This is a genomic window from Aminobacter sp. P4_H6_2 (genome assembly GCF_056400805.1).
Genome location: NZ_JBFUKO010000070.1, coordinates 1 through 15,827, shown reverse-complemented (window position 1 = coordinate 15,827; position 15,827 = coordinate 1). Strand labels below are relative to the sequence as shown.

At 61.9% G+C, this 15,827-nt stretch carries 17 protein-coding genes; 13 read left to right on the top strand and 4 right to left on the bottom strand.

The features are described 5' to 3' along the window. From AC1DUU_RS08405 to lptF, 3 genes are all read right to left on the bottom strand, one after another. The coding region (locus AC1DUU_RS08405; protein ID WP_476782965.1) for an LPS-assembly protein LptD at nt 1-1,296 on the bottom strand (1,296 nt) is incomplete at its 3' end. 11 nt (nt 1,297-1,307) lie between these two features. Continuing rightward, nucleotides 1,308-2,396, bottom strand: a complete 1,089-nt coding sequence (gene lptG / locus AC1DUU_RS08400) for an LPS export ABC transporter permease LptG (protein WP_476782964.1) — start codon at nt 2,394-2,396, stop codon at nt 1,308-1,310. Then, nucleotides 2,393-3,592, bottom strand: coding sequence for an LPS export ABC transporter permease LptF (gene lptF / locus AC1DUU_RS08395; protein ID WP_476782963.1), 1,200 nt, complete (start codon nt 3,590-3,592; stop codon nt 2,393-2,395). The genes lptG and lptF overlap by 4 nt, the downstream gene beginning before the upstream one ends. A 315-nt stretch (nt 3,593-3,907) precedes the next feature. Between lptF and AC1DUU_RS08390 the strand changes: the two genes are divergently transcribed. The 7 genes from AC1DUU_RS08390 (at nt 3,908) to AC1DUU_RS08360 (ending at nt 9,476) form a co-directional block, all read left to right on the top strand. Continuing rightward, nucleotides 3,908-5,404: a leucyl aminopeptidase gene (locus AC1DUU_RS08390; protein WP_476782962.1), complete on the top strand. Its 1,497-nt coding sequence runs from the start codon at nt 3,908-3,910 to the stop codon at nt 5,402-5,404. An 84-nt stretch (nt 5,405-5,488) separates the two neighbouring features. Further along, nucleotides 5,489-5,938 (top strand): DNA polymerase III subunit chi, encoded by a 450-nt coding sequence (locus AC1DUU_RS08385; protein ID WP_476782961.1) that lies wholly within the window; start codon nt 5,489-5,491, stop codon nt 5,936-5,938. Nucleotides 5,939-6,088: 150 nt separating this feature from the next. Then, the gene (locus tag AC1DUU_RS08380) at nt 6,089-6,706 is read left to right on the top strand and encodes a hypothetical protein (protein WP_476782960.1); all 618 of its coding nucleotides are present in this window, start codon (nt 6,089-6,091) and stop codon (nt 6,704-6,706) included. Then, the gene (locus tag AC1DUU_RS08375; protein WP_476782959.1) at nt 6,703-7,563 is read left to right on the top strand and encodes a 23S rRNA (adenine(2030)-N(6))-methyltransferase RlmJ; all 861 of its coding nucleotides are present in this window, start codon (nt 6,703-6,705) and stop codon (nt 7,561-7,563) included. Before AC1DUU_RS08380 ends, AC1DUU_RS08375 begins: the two co-directional genes overlap by 4 nt. A 54-nt stretch (nt 7,564-7,617) precedes the next feature. Beyond that, a complete protein-coding gene (locus tag AC1DUU_RS08370; protein WP_476782958.1) occupies nt 7,618-8,085 on the top strand; it encodes a hypothetical protein in 468 nt (155 codons plus the stop codon). 17 nt (nt 8,086-8,102) lie between these two features. After that, nucleotides 8,103-8,807 (top strand): ribonuclease T2 family protein, encoded by a 705-nt coding sequence (locus AC1DUU_RS08365; RefSeq protein ID WP_476782957.1) that lies wholly within the window; start codon nt 8,103-8,105, stop codon nt 8,805-8,807. Nucleotides 8,808-8,876: 69 nt separating this feature from the next. Further along, complete coding sequence (locus AC1DUU_RS08360; protein WP_476782956.1) at nt 8,877-9,476, top strand: glutathione S-transferase family protein; 600 nt, start codon at nt 8,877-8,879, stop codon at nt 9,474-9,476. Between the two features lie 64 nt (nt 9,477-9,540). Here the strand turns inward: AC1DUU_RS08360 and AC1DUU_RS08355 are convergent, their stop codons facing one another. Beyond that, nucleotides 9,541-10,209 (bottom strand): outer membrane protein, encoded by a 669-nt coding sequence (locus tag AC1DUU_RS08355; protein WP_476782955.1) that lies wholly within the window; start codon nt 10,207-10,209, stop codon nt 9,541-9,543. A gap of 423 nt (nt 10,210-10,632) precedes the next feature. On the opposite strand from AC1DUU_RS08355, the gene AC1DUU_RS08350 reads away from it, so the two are divergent. From AC1DUU_RS08350 to AC1DUU_RS08325, 6 genes are all read left to right on the top strand, one after another. Next, nucleotides 10,633-11,397, top strand: a complete 765-nt coding sequence (locus AC1DUU_RS08350; RefSeq protein ID WP_476782954.1) for an SDR family oxidoreductase — start codon at nt 10,633-10,635, stop codon at nt 11,395-11,397. Next, complete coding sequence (gene uvrC, locus AC1DUU_RS08345; RefSeq protein WP_476782953.1) at nt 11,394-13,454, top strand: excinuclease ABC subunit UvrC; 2,061 nt, start codon at nt 11,394-11,396, stop codon at nt 13,452-13,454. The genes AC1DUU_RS08350 and uvrC overlap by 4 nt, the downstream gene beginning before the upstream one ends. Nucleotides 13,455-13,559: 105 nt before the next feature. Further along, on the top strand, nt 13,560-14,156 hold the full coding sequence (pgsA, locus tag AC1DUU_RS08340) for a CDP-diacylglycerol--glycerol-3-phosphate 3-phosphatidyltransferase (RefSeq protein WP_476782952.1): 597 nt from the start codon (nt 13,560-13,562) through the stop codon (nt 14,154-14,156). Nucleotides 14,157-14,160: 4 nt separating this feature from the next. Continuing rightward, nucleotides 14,161-14,415: a molybdopterin converting factor subunit 1 gene (moaD, locus tag AC1DUU_RS08335; RefSeq protein ID WP_476782951.1), complete on the top strand. Its 255-nt coding sequence runs from the start codon at nt 14,161-14,163 to the stop codon at nt 14,413-14,415. Between the two features lie 4 nt (nt 14,416-14,419). Beyond that, nucleotides 14,420-14,893, top strand: coding sequence for a molybdenum cofactor biosynthesis protein MoaE (locus AC1DUU_RS08330; protein WP_476782950.1), 474 nt, complete (start codon nt 14,420-14,422; stop codon nt 14,891-14,893). 89 nt (nt 14,894-14,982) lie between these two features. After that, nucleotides 14,983-15,750: a YbaY family lipoprotein gene (locus AC1DUU_RS08325; protein ID WP_476782949.1), complete on the top strand. Its 768-nt coding sequence runs from the start codon at nt 14,983-14,985 to the stop codon at nt 15,748-15,750. The last annotated feature ends 77 nt before the right edge of the window (nt 15,751-15,827 follow it).

Genomic DNA, 15,827 nt, shown 5'->3' with positions numbered 1-15,827 from the left:
ATCGAGTTCCGAGCGCTGGAGGACGCGTGCATTGACGTCGAAGGAAAGCTCGCCACCGGCCACCGGCATATCAGGGATATAGGCGTAATCGAGCGTCGGCAGCACCCACGGCTGCTTGTCGGCTCGAGCCGTGGGATCGCTGTCGAGCACCTCTTCCTGAACGTCGAAGCGCATGGCGCGCAGGTCGAAATAGTTACGGTCGTTCAGGCCGGTGAGATAGACTTCCGAGCGATGCGTGCTGTCGGAAAAACCATCGATATTGTAGGTGCGCGAAAAATTCTTGTCGGTCTGTGCGAGAATATCCCAACCGAACGCCCATCGCGGATTGAGGTCGAAACGGCCTTTCGTGCCGACCATGCCACGCAGCTTGTTCGGGTCGCCGACAGGCCCGCTGTCGACGGTGTTGACGTCGAACTTGTCCGGATTCATCTGGTGGATGCCGGCGATCTTGAGGGTGTACCCGCCGTTGTTGAAACGCTGGCGCCACTCTGCTTCGCCAAGGAAGCCCTGCTTGGTATAGCCGGTGCCTTTGACGGTGAGATCATAAGTCGGCGACAGCGCGAAATAGTAAGGAATCGTAAGGCCGGCACCGAGGTCGCTCTTGAAGCCGATGCTGGGCATCAGGAAGCCGCTTTTGCGCTTCACTGTCGGGTCGGCGATTTCGAATGCCGGCAAGAAGGCGATGGGGAAGCCGAAGAACTCGAAATTCGAGTTCTCGAAGCGCACGGTCTTCTTCTGGCCGTCCCAAATGATCTTCTGCGCCTTGACGCGCCAGATCGGCGCCTTGTCAGGCGTTTTTTCGCAAGGTGCGCAGGCCGTGTAGACACCGTTGTTGAACGTCGTCAGCACACCGCCTTCGCGCTTGGCGCTTTCGGCGGCGAAATAGGTCTTGTCGACGGTTTCGACGCGCAGCGCGTTGACGAAGCCGTCGGCGAAGTCGTCGGTGATGTCGATTTCTTGCGAGAATATCTTGGTGCCGTCGGAATTGACGATCGCGACATTGCCGCTGGCTACCAAGCGCGATGTCTTGCGGTCATAGGTGACGCGCTGGGCGACGAGGCGGTTGCCGGCATAATCGATCTGCACGCCGCCGACGGCTGTCACCGTCTGAACGTCGTTGTCATAGACGAGCGTGTCCGCCTCAAGCAGCATCTGCGAGCCTTCGGGCACGCTGGGCGCGAGGTCGGCGACGGTTTGAGCGAACGCTGGAGCGAGCGGAAGCGCGCACGCGAACAGAGATGCGAGCGCGGTCGCACCGAAAAGGCGTGCCCTAAGGGCCGTCCTGCGGCTGGCCATTACGCCCCTCACTAACCGTCCTCCTTGTAGAGCAGGAAAGTCACCCCGAAAAACATTGCTACGACAACTGGAAGCCACGCCGCAATATAAGTCGGCACGAATCCCGCATTGCCAAATGCTTTGACCAGAACCGAAACGACATAAAGCAGAAAGCCAGCGAGGACGCCACCCAGAATCATCGTTGCTGACTGCCCCATCCTCGCAAATTGCATCGACACTGTTGCAGCAATGAGAGTCATCGCAACCAGAAGGAAGGGAAGGGCGACAAGTGAATGAAATTGCATGGCGAATGCGTTTGCCCTGAGGCCAAATGAACGCGCAATTTCGATCTTTGCAGGCAGCTGGAAGAATGGAATCGTTTCCGGTCGCGCCAGTCGTTCCTGCACGAATTCCGGCTTCAGATTGGTTGGTACCTGGTCGGTCTTTTCAGAGGTGAAGTTCTCGGCGCCCTTCATGCTGCGGACATTGACGAGTTCCCAATGTCCTTCCCGCAGATAGGCTCGCTCGGCATCCTTGCGCTCGACCATGTTACCGCTCGAGTCGAAGACGAAGAACACCGCGTCTGCGAGTTCCAGGCCCTGGTTGAGGACCGCACGAGCGCCAATGATGACTTCGGTGCCGTTTGCTTTCTGCCGCAGCCATGGTGCAGAGAATGCCGAAACCGAATTCGACTGGCGCGAGCGCAGCTCGGATTCGATGTTTTCGGCACGCGAAAAACCGTGGGCCGCGATCGGGTTGAGGATGCCTACGGTGATCATGCCGAAAAGCAGGGCGCCGATGCAGCAGGGCAGCAGGAACTGCCACGCCGAAATGCCGGCGGCGCGCGCGATCACCAACTCGTAGCGACGGTTGAGCGACACAAGTGTCGCCATCGCGCTGAACAGAGCCACGAACGGCACTGTCTGCTGCATGATCATCGGCACGCGAAGTGCCGACACAGTAAGGGCCATGCTGAACTTGAATCCCGGCAGGCTGCCGACATTGCTGGAGAATTCAGTGACGTCGATGATGAAGATCAGCGCGAAAATGCCGATGAAGAACCATGTCGTGATGACGGCATAGCGAACCAGGAAATAGCGCCCGAGTGTCCAGCCCATCATGCCGCTCCCTGACCGGAAGCGCCGCCGCCGAGCCTGAGGCGGAAGGCGGTGAACCTGTCGCGGATGCGCGCCGCCATCGCCGCCACGCGGTCGGCGACCGAGACAGGCAGCTCCATGGTGCGGTTGTTGCGGATGAACCAGATGGCGAGCAATGACGCGCCGATCGGAATGCCATAGATGACGTAGCTGACCCACGGCACCGTCTCGGCCTTGCTGCCGGCGAAGAAACCGAGCCAGCGGAAGAACAGCGCGATGGTGACCGTGGTGATGAGCGGATGGATGCGCGCTTCACGGTGTGAACGCGCGTCGCCCGCCACGGCAAGTGCGATGAGCGCGAAGGCGATCGAATAGAACCATTCGGTGAAGCGGCGGTCGAGTTCGACCGTGAATAGCCGCGGATTGCGCTGATAGAATTTGTCGCTGTGCGAGGGGTCCATCAGGTAGGCTGTTGAACGATCCTTCGGCGCCATAGTGACCTCCTGGGCCGCAGCGGAGAATTCGCTGAGGTCGAAGGCATAGGAATCGAAGCTGATCACCGACACCTCGCCGCCCGGCGCCTTGCGGTGGATCACGCCTTCGTTCATCACCAGCATCTGCTTGCTGTCCCGCTCGATGAAGGAGCCGTCCTTGGCGTAGTAGACGAGGTCGACATTCGGTTCGCGTGAATCGGCGACGAAAATGCCGCCCAATCCGCCATTGGGCAGGCGTTCGCCGACCTGAACAAACAGACCTTCATCGACCTTGCGGAACGTTCCTTCCTGGATGATCAGCGACAAAAGGTCGGCGCGCGAAGTGGCGATCAGTTCGCGGTTGCGCTGGCGCGCCATCGGTTCGGCGACGTTGTCGATGACAAAGGAAAACAGGCTTGCGCCGATCGCTAGGATGAGGATGGGACGGATGACCGTCAGGCGCGAGGCGCCGGCGGCATTGAGAATCACCAGCTCGGAATCGCTGTTCATCGTGCTTAGCGTCAGCGCCACAGCGATGACCACTGCAAAGGGCACGACGATGGGGATGACGGTGGGCAAGATAAGTGCCGCCACCTCAAAGAAGGTCAGAGCCGACTGGCCGCTGTCGGTGACGAGGTCGATTCGCCCGAGCACCTGGGTGGTCCAGACGATGGCCAAAGTCCAAGTCAGCGCGGCGATGAAAACCACGAACGCACGACGCAGGATGTAGCGCTCAACAACCTTCATCGATGATCAGGATTCCGTGTTTCCGACTTGGCCGGCCGACAGGATGTCGCGTGGCCGGTGCGGGTCTAAGATATAGTCCAAGGCAAGCCGGCACAACTGGCCCCTTCAGGCCGACACTGTTCCCGCACCATCTCTCACCAAGCTCGAGTCTGGGCACTATTGGCTAAGAAAGGCCGAACAGAGGTGGTTAACGCGAGGTTTCTGACAATATTTCAACTTTAGCAATAGCTGGCCTAGATGACGGGAGGCTTGCCAAACTCTCGAAAACGACGAAATGTCGCGCACCATCAGAACGGGATCCGAAAGCAGGATATCATGACTTCTAAGCCGTCGATCAGTTTCGCAAAGCCGGGTGTGCCGAAAAAAGGCACCATTTTCATCTTCTCCGCCGAAGATGGAGGCCTGAGCGATGCGGCGCTCGCCTGTGATCCGGCCAAGACGCTCGACCGTGCCTTCCCCATCGCCGACTTCACCGGCAAGTTCGGCGGCGTGGTGGAAGTCCTCGCACCTGAGGGGACGGCGGCTGACCGGCTCGTTACTATCGGCGTCGGCAAGACCACGGCACTCGACGAATATTCCTGGCTGAAGCTTGGCGGCGCGCTCGCGGCCCAATTGCGCAAGGCGACCGAAGTGGCGGTGATTCTCGACATTCCGGGTGTTGCGGTCAATGGCGCTGCCGCCGCGGGCGTTGCCGCCGGCGTGCTGCTTCGGGCCTATACCTTCGACAAATACAAGACCAAGAAGGACAATGGCGACGGCAAGGCCGACGACAAGAAGCCGGCCAAGGTCGTGATCCATTGCGCCGATCCGGCAGCGGCCAAGAAGGCCTTCGCCGATGCCGAGGCCATCGTCGGCGGCGTGGTGCTCGCCCGCGATCTCGTCAACGAGCCGGCCAATGTGCTCGGTCCGGTGGAATTCGCCGCACAAGCCAAGGAGCTCGAAAAGCTTGGCGTCAAGGTTGAGATCCTGACCGAAAAGGAAATGAAGAAGCTCGGCATGGGCGCGCTGCTCGGCGTCGCCCAGGGGTCGGTGCGCCCGCCGCGCCTGGCGGTGATGCAGTGGAACGGCGGCAAGGCCAAGGACAAACCGATTGCCTTCGTTGGCAAGGGGGTGGTCTTTGATTCGGGTGGCGTGTCGATCAAGCCGGCGGCCGGCATGGAAGACATGAAGGGCGACATGGGCGGTGCCGCCGCCGTCACCGGCCTGATGCACGCGCTCGCCGCCCGCAAAGCCAAGGCCAATGTGGTCGGCATCATCGGCCTGGTCGAAAACATGGTCGACGGCAACGCCCAGCGCCCCGGCGACATCGTCACCTCGATGTCGGGCCAGACCATCGAAGTGCTGAACACCGACGCCGAAGGGCGCCTCGTGCTCGCTGATGCGCTTTGGTACTGCAACCAGCGTTTCGAGCCGAAGTTCATGGTCAATCTGGCGACGCTGACCGGCGCGATCATGGTGGCCCTTGGCCAGGGTCATGCCGGCCTGTTCTCCAACAATGACGAACTGGCGACCCGCCTGACGGATTCGGGCACGGTGACGCAGGAGAAGCTGTGGCGCATGCCGCTCGGCTCCGACTACGACAAGCTTATCGATTCCAAGAACGCCGACATGAAAAACATCGGCGGCCGTTATGGCGGCTCGATCACGGCGGCACAGTTCCTGCAGCGTTTCGTCAAGGAAACGCCGTGGGCGCATCTCGACATTGCCGGCACCGCGATGGGCTCGCCGACCAACGAGATCAACCAGTCCTGGGCCTCGGGCTACGGCGTGCGGCTGCTCGATAGGCTGGTGCGCGACCACTACGAAGGCTGAGCATCCAACAATCGGCCGCGTCGGGCTTGTCCGGCGCGGCGCGACGCTTCACCGCCGCGTGGAATTGGGGCATAGCATTGCCCTATGGCCGAAGTCCTTTTCTACCACCTGACCGAGTCGACGCTCGAAGATGCCCTTCCGGGCTTGCTCGAACGCAGCCTGCAGCGCGGCTGGAAAGCGGTAGTGCAGACCGGCACCGAGGAGCGTCGCGATGCGCTCGATGCGCATTTGTGGACATTTCGCGACGATTCGTTCCTCGCACATGGCAGCGACCGAGAGGCGCATGCGGCCGATCAGCCTGTGGTGCTGACGGTTAGCGAGGACAATCCGAACGCGGCTGAAATCCGTTTCCTGGTCGACGGTGCATCGCCGCCCGACATCGCGCCCTATCAGCGCGCGGTCTTCCTGTTCGACGGCCACGATGCGGCGCAGCTCGAAGGCGCGCGCGAACACTGGAAGACGATGAAGGCCGCTGGCCACACCGTCACCTACTGGCAGCAGACGCCGGATCGGCGCTGGGAGCGCAAGGCCTGAGGTCAGCAGATTCGTCGAGAATTTGACGGCGAGACCGGTTCCAAAGCTTGGGGCTGCACTTTCCGGCGCCGGGCAAAAGCCGTAGTAGGAGAGACGTTGTCCGTCCGCCCGCCGCATTGGTTAGATGGCGGCCACAGAGTATCGAGCACCATGCGGTTCCTGTTTCTTCTCATCCTGCTTGCCGGCGCCGGCCTCGGCATCATCTACCCTTGGGCCACCACCAATTTCACTGGCCACGAGATCGGCACCTATCGCGCCTATGATCGCGCGAGCGGGTTTCGCCCTGTCGAGGTGGCGCTGGCGACGGCCGATGCGCCGGTGCGGGTGCTTGTCGACCTGACGACATTGGCGCCGCCAGCGGTGACGCCTGCCCGCGCCGTGCTGACGATCACGGCGTCGACGCATGGCGAAACGGTCCTGGCCCAGGCGCTGAATTTCCAAGACACCACGCCGCGCGAGCGCAGCCCGCAGCTRCCCGATCCGATTTTTCGCGATGACGCTGGCCTGATCCGCGATGTGCAGCCGGGAACCTATCGGTTCGTCATCGGCCAGGGCGATGCCGATAATGTCCAGATCCAGCGCGTCGACCTCATCTTGCGCTCAGGCGGTGGCGAGGCCGACGCGCGCGCCCAGCCTGTCGGCATTTCGCTGATGGCGATCGGCTTCATCGGCCTGGTGCTGTCGCTGCGACGCGGCGGCGGTCGCCCTGAAAACCCGAATTCGCAGCCACCGGCGCCACGCTGGGGCAGGGGCACAGACAAATCATGAATTATCGCCACGTCTATCATGCCGGAAACTTTGCCGACGTGGTCAAGCACGCCGTGCTCGCCCGGCTGATCGAATATCTCAAGCGCAAGGACAAGGCGTTTCGGGTCATCGACACCCATGCCGGCATCGGCCTTTACGATCTTTCTTCGGAACAAGCGCGCAAGACGGGCGAATGGCATGACGGCATCGGACGGTTGATCGAGGCGAAGCTTCCGGCAGAGGCTGCGGAACTGCTTGCGCCCTATCTCGATGCCGTGCGTGCGGTAAACGCCGGGGGCGGTGTCGAAAACTATCCCGGCTCACCGCTGATCGCCCGGCATCTGCTGCGCAAGCAGGACCGGCTGTCGGCAATCGAACTGCATCCCGAAGATGCAAAGACGCTGGCTGCGCAATTTGAAGGCGATTTCCAGACCCGCGTCACCGAATTGGACGGCTGGCTGGCACTTGGCGCGCATCTGCCGCCGAAGGAAAAGCGCGGGCTGGTGCTGGTCGATCCGCCTTTCGAGATCGGCGGTGAGTTTGACCGTCTGGTCGACGGACTCAGGAAGGCGCACCGGCGCTGGCCGGGCGGTATCTTCGCGCTGTGGTATCCGGTCAAGGATCGCAAGGCGGTGGCGGCGTTCCGCGAAGGACTTGCTGACGCCGGCATTCCCAAGATCTTGGATATCGAATTCTATATCCGCCCGCCTTCCTCCGAGCCCAGGCTCGATGGCACCGGCATGGTGATGGTGAACCCGCCTTATCAACTGGAAGGCGAGCTGCGCACGATGCTGCCCGTGCTGAATAAGATTCTTGCGGAGGGCGCGGGCGCCAGCTGGTCGGTCGAGTGGCTCGCGGGCGAAACGGCGGCTTCTTGACCAGAACGCGGCGAAGCCGCAAACTAGGTTGCACCAGCCTTTGGAGTGGGAACCATGAGTCGCATCGCCAGCAGCATCTTTGCCGCAATCATCGGACTTGGAGCGGCCGGGCTCGGCACAGCCTCGGTGCAGGCCGCGGATATGGCGGTCTATTCCGACAATTCCGCCTATTCCGGATTGTGCGGCAATGCCTGGGTGCTGAATCGCATCACCAGCCGTTTCAGTCATCAGGTGCGCAACGTGCCAAACCTGCCTCAGGTCGGCATCAGCAATTTCCAGCGCATCTATGCGTCCCGCTATGAGCCGGCCAACGAAGACCACCCCATCGGCCGCACCTATTGCGGCGCCACGGTGACGCTGTCGGACGGTCGTGACCGCAGCATCTGGTACCTTGTCGAGGAAGGCATGGGCTTTGCCTCGATCGGCGACAATGTCGAGTTCTGCGTCGCGGGCTTCGATCGCTGGTACGTCTACAATGGTGGCTATAATGGCGATCAAGCTGGTTGCCGCGTACTGCGCTGAGGCAGGCTAGATTTAGCATGAGATTGTCGGCGCGGCGGCCGGTATTCGCGTTTGCCGCGCTGCTCGTGTTTGCCGCTTGCAAGCCGGCCGAGGAAAAGTCCAGTGAAACCAAGCCGCCCGCTTCGTCTGAAGCGGTTGTTCCCAGAGGGCAGGGCTTCGACTTCTACGTTTTGTCGCTATCGTGGTCTCCTAGCTATTGCGAGGCCGAGGGCGAGCAGGCCAATGGCCAGCAATGCCGTGCCGGCAGGCCCTATGCCTTCGTGGTCCATGGCCTGTGGCCGCAATATGAGCGCGGCTATCCACAGGATTGCCAGACCAATGACAGAGACGTCTCGGGAGATAAGCTGCGCGGGCTGTACGATCTGATGCCTTCGGCCGGCTTGATTCGCCACCAATGGCGCAAGCATGGCACCTGCTCGGGCCTCAGCCAGGACGACTATTTCAGGATGCTGCGCGCAGCGCGGCAAAAGGTCGAGATTCCCGCCGAGTTCAAGCGGCTCGATGCCTATCGCACCTTGCCGCCAGGGCAGGCCGAACGCGCCTTCTTGCAATCGAACCCAGCGATGAGGGCGGATGGTATCGCGGTCGCCTGCGACCGGCGCTATCTGCAGGAGGTGCGCATCTGCATGACCAAGGATCTCGACTTCCGTGCCTGCCCGGAAATCGAGCGGCGCGCCTGCCGGCTCGACAAGGTGGTGATGCCGCCTGTGCGTGGCCGCTGATTTAGCGCTACGCCGCGTTGCTGGCGAAAATCGCGCGGAATATGGTCCTCGCCAAAAGGGACCCGTATCATGCCGAAGCTTCTTTATTCCGCCACTTCGCCCTACAGCGCCAAGGTGCGTTTGGCAGCCACCTATGCCGGCATCGCCTTTGAGGCGGTGATTGTCGACACGGCCGCCCAGCCGGCGTTGCTGACCGATGCCAATCCGCTGGGCAAGATCCCTGTGTGGATCACCGATGAGGGCGACGGCATCTACGACAGCCGGGTGATCACGCAATATCTGAACCGGCTTTCGGGCAACAAGCTGTTCCCGCGCAACGCCGAAAAGCGGCTTGAAGCCGAGCGGCTGGAAGCAATCGCCGACGGCATCTGCGATTGCCTGCTGGCGATTGTCTATGAGCGCCGGTCGCGGCCTGAAGAACTGGTGCATCAGCCCTGGCTCGACAAGCAGTGGGCAAAGGCTGCACGCGCGCTTGACCTGCTCAATGCCAACCCGCCGAAGCTGTCGAAGTCGATCGGAGCCGGCCAGATCGCGCTGCGCACCGCCATCGCCTACATGGAGCTTCGCTTCGCCGGCAAGTGGGACAAGGRCCGCCCGCGTCTCAAGCGCTGGGCTGCGCGTTTCGATGAAAAATTCCCGGAACTGAAAGCTATCATCCCGCAGGCGTAGCCGGTTCAAACAACAAAAAAGCCGGGCGCGAGCCCGGCTTTTTCGTTTGTTGTGATCCTGAGGATCAGAACTTCATACCGACGCCGAACGTGACGCGGTGATCCTTGTACGACACGTCGTGGTTGGTACCACCGAGGTTGTAGCTGTCGGTGCCGAGGTCGGTGTAGCGGTACTCGACGCGGCCGAAGACCGACTCGGTCAGCTTGATGTCGGTGCCGACGCCGGCCGTCCAGCCGAGAGCGGTGTTGGACTCGCTGTTGCCGACGACGTCCGTGACCTTGACCTGCGAGCCAGCACCACCGGCCGTACCGTAGACCAGGATGTCAGGCGTGACGACATAACCCAGACGAGCGCGCAGCGAGCCTTCGAGGCCGCCCTTCACGGACATTCCAGCATTGTCGCCTTCCACGCCGTTGTAGCCGAGATCGGCTTCGCCACCGATGACGAAGTTTTCCATCTGGTAGTTGTAGCCGCCGAATGCGCCGCCAACGAAGCCGCTCGTGCCAATCTCGTTGTTGAAGGTCTTGTCATTCGCGTCGCCGCTGAAGCCATAACCGAGCGAGACACCGGCGTAGGGGCCCGACCACGTGTTGAGCGGGGGCTGCACCATCGGGGCGGAAGGTGCTGGCGGCTCTTCCATGACGACGTCGGCTGCGAATGCAGGCATAGCCGCCAGGGCGATCAGGCCGAAAGCCGCCGCGAGGGGACGGGCGTGCTTGAGAATGGCAGTCATAATTTCACTCCTTAAGCCAACTGAACACTGGCTCTTTTTTCGAAATGGCGCCCTTGATGAACCGTCCGGGGGGAGAAACGGTAGTGGCGCCGAACAGTGCTGAATGTCGTGTCGAAATGCGGCTGAACCGAACCTGAAGTGAGGTGATTGCCGGGCGCAAATGAGGCTGAAGCGTGACGTTGCGCTATTGCAACAACCTTGTCAGGAGCTTTGCTGACCATTTGCCGCAAGCCGCTTGGTACAAGGGGTTGGGCGTTCTATATCTCGCTTGCCGGCATGGTTCGCGGGCAGTGTTTTGGAGGGCGCCGAAGGCCTTCGCCACATTGCGGACAGATCGATGAACGGCTTTTTACAAAGGTTACCAAAAAGGGTGGCCGCACCTGCCTCAACGGAAGCTGGCAGATAGCATGAGAGGACGACTGGATGGCGAAGATGGCGGGCAATGTGCTGGTGACGGGTGGGGCCAAGCGTATCGGCCGCGCTATCGTGGAAGACCTTGCCGCGCATGGCTTTGGCGTCGCCATCCATTGCAACCGCGCCCGCGCGGCAGCCGACGACCTCGCAGCGACGATCAAGGCAAATGGTGGACGAGCAGTGGTCGTGCAGGCCGACCTTGCCGACATGGTTGCCGTCGACGCGCTGCTTTCGGAGGCCGAGGCAGCGCTTGGGCCAATAACGCTGCTGGTCAACAACGCCTCTGTCTTCGAAGGCGATTCGGTGACTGATTTCGGCTGGGAGGCCTGGGACAGGCATTTTGCCCTGCATGTGAAGGCGCCCGCACTGCTGGCGAAGAATTTCGCCGCGGCGTTGCCAGAAGGCGCCGAGGGGCTGATCGTCAACATGATCGACCAGCGCGTGCTCAAGCCGACACCGCAATATTTCTCTTATTCGCTGTCGAAGGCGGCACTTTGGGCCGCGACCAAAACGATGGCCCAGGCGCTGGCGCCGCGCATCCGCGTCAATGCCATCGGTCCTGGCCCGACGCTGCCGAGTTCGCGCCAGGACGCTGCAGCCTTTGGCGCGCAGCTCGACGGGCTGCTGCTGAAGCGGGGGCCAGCACTTGGCGAATTCGGTGCGACGATCCGTTACCTCTGGCAGGCGCGCTCGGTCACTGGCCAAATGATTGCACTCGATGGCGGCCAGCATCTTGCCTGGCAGACGCCCGATGTGACAGGCATGGTGGAATGAGTCCTCGCCAATCCGACACCAAGCCTAGCCCCGGAAAAGGCGGCAAGGCTGCCGAAGACATGCCCGACACCGAGCTCGATGACGACGAGGCGGTGGACGAGATTGTTGCGCCCAGCGGTGCGGATCTGCCTTTCACCGCCATAGACTGGACAGCGCACGCCGGCGACGCGGACGGCATGGTCGGCGCCGAGGTGATCCAGACGCTGGTCAAGCGGCTGCCCAATGCGCCGGGCGTCTATCGCATGATGAATGCCGCCGGCGACGTGCTGTATGTAGGCAAGGCGCGCAGTCTCAAGAAGCGCGTCACCAACTACGCGCAAGGGCGTTTCCACACCAACCGAATCGGCAAGATGGTGCGCGAGACGGCGACGATGGAGTTCGTTGTCACCCGCACCGAGATCGAGGCTTTGCTGCTCGAAGCGAACCTCATCAAGCGCCTGCGCCCGCGCTTCAACGTACTGATGCGCGACGACAAGTCGTTCCCCTATATCATGCTCACCAGCGGCCATGCGGCGCCGGGTATCTACAAGCATCGCGGCGCGCGCTCGCATAAGGGTGGCGATTATTTCGGGCCGTTTGCGTCGGCGCAGGCGGTGGGCCGCACCATCAATTCGCTGCAGCGCGCCTTCCTTTTGCGCAGCTGCACGGACTCGTTCTTCGAAAACCGCACCCGGCCGTGCCTGCTGTTCCAGATCAAGCGCTGTGCCGCACCTTGCACCGGCGAGATTTCGGCAGAGGGCTATGCCGAACTGGTCAGCGAGGCGAAGGATTTCCTCTCGGGCCGAAGCCAGAAGGTGAAAACCGAGATTTCGGGCCAGATGCAGCAGGCGGCCGAAGAACTCGATTTCGAGCGCGCGGCCGTCTATCGCGACCGTCTTGCGGCACTCTCGCATGTGCAGAGCCACCAGGGCATCAACCCGCAGACCATCGACGAGGCCGATGTCTTCGCCATCCATCAGGAGGGGGGGCAGACCGGCATCCAGGTGTTCTTCTTCCGCACCGGCCAGAACTGGGGCAACCGCGCCTACTTCCCCAAGGCTGATTCGTCGCTGGAGGCCGCCGAAGTGCTCGGCTCGTTCCTGGCCCAGTTCTACGACGACAAGCCGTGTCCGCGCGCGATCCTGCTGTCGCATGCGGTCGAAGAGCAAGAGCTTTTGGCTGAAGCGCTTTCCACCCGCGCCGGCCACAAGGTGGCGATCTCCGTGCCGCAGCGCGGCGAGAAGAAGGACATTGTCGACCACGCCGTACAGAACGCCCGCGAGGCGCTGGGGCGCAGGCTGGCCGAGACGTCAACCCAGGCGCGGCTTCTGGAAGGGTTCGCCCAGACCTTTGGACTGGAAAAGCCGCCGGTGCGCATCGAAGTCTACGACAATTCCCACATCATGGGCACCAATGCCGTCGGTGGCATGGTGGTCGCGGGGCCGGAAGGCTTCGTCAAGAACCAGTACCGCAAATTCAACATCCGCTCGACCGACATCACCCCCGGCGACGATTTCGGCATGATGCGCGAGGTCATGGAGCGGCGGTTTTCCCGGTTGCTCAAGGATCACGGCGACGAACAGCCTGACGCGGCCGAGGTCGAGGATGCCGGCGCGTTTCCGGCCTGGCCGGATGTCATCCTTATTGACGGCGGCCAGGGTCAAATGACCGCGGTCCGAGCGATGCTCGTCGAGCTCGGCATCGAGGACCGTGTCGTTGCGATCGGCGTCGCCAAGGGGCAGGACCGAGAAGCGGGACGCGAGCGTTTCTTCGTCAAGGGCAAGGATTCGTTCTCGCTGCCGGTGCGCGACCCCGTGCTCTATTTCGTCCAGCGCCTGCGCGACGAGGCGCATCGCTTTGCCATCGGCTCGCACCGGGCGCGGCGCAAGAAGGAGATGGTCAAGAATCCGCTCGACGAGATCGGCGGTATAGGGCCGAGCCGCAAGCGCGCGCTGCTCCTGGCTTTCGGCACCGCCAAGGCGGTGAGCCGGGCGGCGGTCGACGATCTGATGGCCGTCGAGGGCATTTCGGAATCCATCGCACGCCTTGTTTACAACCATTTTCACGATAATGGGTGATCAACGATAATTGTCGTCCGGCCTTCACCTGGACTACCGATAGGCAGTTGACCCCCAGCCCCCCATTCTGATTTCACTACGGCAGACGAAAGAGCAACAGAGACCATGGCCCAGCGCGCATTCAACCTGCCCAACATGCTTACCTATGCGCGTATCATTGCCGTACCGCTTGTCGTGCTTTGCTTCTTCCTCGAGGGCACTCTGAAATCGAGCGATTTTGCCCGCTGGAGCGCACTTGCCATCTTTGTGATCGCAAGCCTCACCGACTATCTCGATGGCTATCTGGCGCGCGCCTGGAAGCAGACGTCGAACATCGGCCGGATGCTTGACCCGATTGCCGACAAGCTTCTGGTCGCCACCTGCCTGCTTTTGCTGGCTGCCGACACCGACCATCGTGGCGGCATCGCCGGCTGGTCGCTGTGGGCGGCAATCATCATCCTGTGCCGCGAAATCCTTGTCTCGGGCCTGCGCGAATATCTCGCCGCCCTCAAGGTCAGCGTGCCGGTGACCCAGCTTGCCAAATGGAAGACGACGATCCAGATGGTGGCCATCGCGTTCCTGCTGGCTGGCCCCGCGGGCGACAAGATCTTCCCGCTCACCACCCAGATCGGCCTCGTGCTGCTGTGGATCGCAGCCCTTGTGACGCTATATACCGGCTATGACTATTTCCGCGCCGGCCTGAAGCACATCATGGACGAGTGAAGGCATGACCAAGCTCATCTATTTCGCCTGGGTACGCGAACGGATTGGCAAGACCGAAGAAGACGTCGACCTGCCCAGCGACGTGAGGACGGTCTCTGACCTGCTGCTTTGGCTCAAGTCGCGCGGCGAGGAATTCGAAAGCGCATTGCAGCATCCCGAGGTGATCCGCGTCGCGATCAATCAGGAGCATGTCGATCACCGCGAACTGATCGGAAGCGCAACCGAGATCGCGCTGTTTCCGCCGATGACCGGTGGCTGAAGCGATGACGGTCGCTGCCGTGCCGATGGTGCGCATCCAGGCGGCCGATTTTGATGTCGCCGCGGAAATCGGGCTGTTGACTGAGGGTAGGGCGGATGTCGGCGCGGTCGTGACCTTCACCGGCCTGTGCCGCGACGAGGCCGGAAGTCTCGCGGCGCTTGAGCTCGAACATTATCCCGGCATGGCCGAAGCCGAGATCATGCGCATTGCCCACGAGGCGATCGGACGTTGGCCCCTGGCCGGCATCACCGCCATCCACCGCTTCGGCCGCATCAAGCCCGGCGAAAACATTGTGCTGGTGGTCGCTGCGTCCAAGCACCGGCGGGCGGCGTTCGAGGCGGCAAGCTTCCTGATGGATTATCTGAAATCGCGCGCTCCCTTCTGGAAGAAGGAGCACCGCGTCGACGGCAGTGAAGGCGGCTGGGTCGACGCCAAGGAAAGCGACGACGCCGCTGCCGCGCGCTGGGCGAAATCCTGAGGTGGGCGCGACCTGCGCTCGCGGCCACGGAACCACCGCAATCCTTTGCACCTTCGATCGGTAGCGACATTTCATCCGGGGAGACAACCATGCTTGGCAAGCTCGCAGAATTCATCCTCTTTGGCTTCGCGCCGCTGCTGGTCGGCATTCTAGCTGTCCCGGAAATGGCTACGGCGGAAGAAAAGACGATCACGGGCGAGGTGCTCTACCGCGAGCGTATCGCGCTGCCACCGCATGCCGTGCTCACCGTGCAATTGGTCGACGTATCGCTGGCCGACGCGCCCTCGACCGTTGTCGGTCAGCAAAAGATCGATCCTGCCGGCCAGGTGCCGATCAATTTTTCCGTTCCCTTCAATCCCGCGGCCATCCAGCCCAATTTGAGCTACGCGCTCCAGGCCCGCATCACAGTCGACGACCGCTTGTGGTTCATCAATGACGTCCGCCATTCGCTCGACCCGCTGACCGCAGGCCCRCAAAGCATGGTGCTCAAGATGGTCAGCCAGGCGAGCGAGGAGAAGGCCGACGACATCTTCGACCGCGAATGGGTGGCCGAGGACATTGGCGGCACAGGCGTGCTCGACACGCCGCAGTCGTCCATGCGCATCGCTGTCGACGGCAAGGTGACCGGCCGCGGTGGCTGCAACAACTTTTTCGGCAAGGCGACTTTCGAGGGCAAGGGAATTTCCTTCGGCCCGCTCGGCTCGACCTTCATGGCCTGCCCCCAGCCTGTGATGGATCAGGAGCACAAGTTCCTCGAGGCGCTTGGCCGTGCCAAGAAGTATCGCGTCGAGAGCGGAAAGCTCGTGCTGGTAGGCGCGGACGGCAAGGAGATCCTGCGCTTCGGCGACGGCGCCTGATTGAATCGGTTTCTCGGGATATTGTCCCAAGAGCTTGAAAAGCTTGCTATGTGCGTCCTTCGAGGTTCGCCCACAGG

Coding starts and splice junctions, on each gene's coding strand:
- lptF (WP_476782963.1), bottom strand. CDS start 3,592: ATGAAGGTTGTTGAGCGCTACATCCTGCGTCGTGCGTTCGTGGTTTTC.
- AC1DUU_RS08350 (WP_476782954.1), top strand. CDS start 10,633: ATGGCGAAGATGGCGGGCAATGTGCTGGTGACGGGTGGGGCCAAGCGT.
- uvrC (WP_476782953.1), top strand. CDS start 11,394: ATGAGTCCTCGCCAATCCGACACCAAGCCTAGCCCCGGAAAAGGCGGC.
- AC1DUU_RS08365 (WP_476782957.1), top strand. CDS start 8,103: ATGAGATTGTCGGCGCGGCGGCCGGTATTCGCGTTTGCCGCGCTGCTC.
- AC1DUU_RS08375 (WP_476782959.1), top strand. CDS start 6,703: ATGAATTATCGCCACGTCTATCATGCCGGAAACTTTGCCGACGTGGTC.
- lptG (WP_476782964.1), bottom strand. CDS start 2,396: ATGATGGGCTGGACACTCGGGCGCTATTTCCTGGTTCGCTATGCCGTC.
- AC1DUU_RS08385 (WP_476782961.1), top strand. CDS start 5,489: ATGGCCGAAGTCCTTTTCTACCACCTGACCGAGTCGACGCTCGAAGAT.
- AC1DUU_RS08355 (WP_476782955.1), bottom strand. CDS start 10,209: ATGACTGCCATTCTCAAGCACGCCCGTCCCCTCGCGGCGGCTTTCGGC.
- AC1DUU_RS08330 (WP_476782950.1), top strand. CDS start 14,420: ATGACGGTCGCTGCCGTGCCGATGGTGCGCATCCAGGCGGCCGATTTT.
- moaD (WP_476782951.1), top strand. CDS start 14,161: ATGACCAAGCTCATCTATTTCGCCTGGGTACGCGAACGGATTGGCAAG.
- AC1DUU_RS08390 (WP_476782962.1), top strand. CDS start 3,908: ATGACTTCTAAGCCGTCGATCAGTTTCGCAAAGCCGGGTGTGCCGAAA.
- AC1DUU_RS08370 (WP_476782958.1), top strand. CDS start 7,618: ATGAGTCGCATCGCCAGCAGCATCTTTGCCGCAATCATCGGACTTGGA.
- pgsA (WP_476782952.1), top strand. CDS start 13,560: ATGGCCCAGCGCGCATTCAACCTGCCCAACATGCTTACCTATGCGCGT.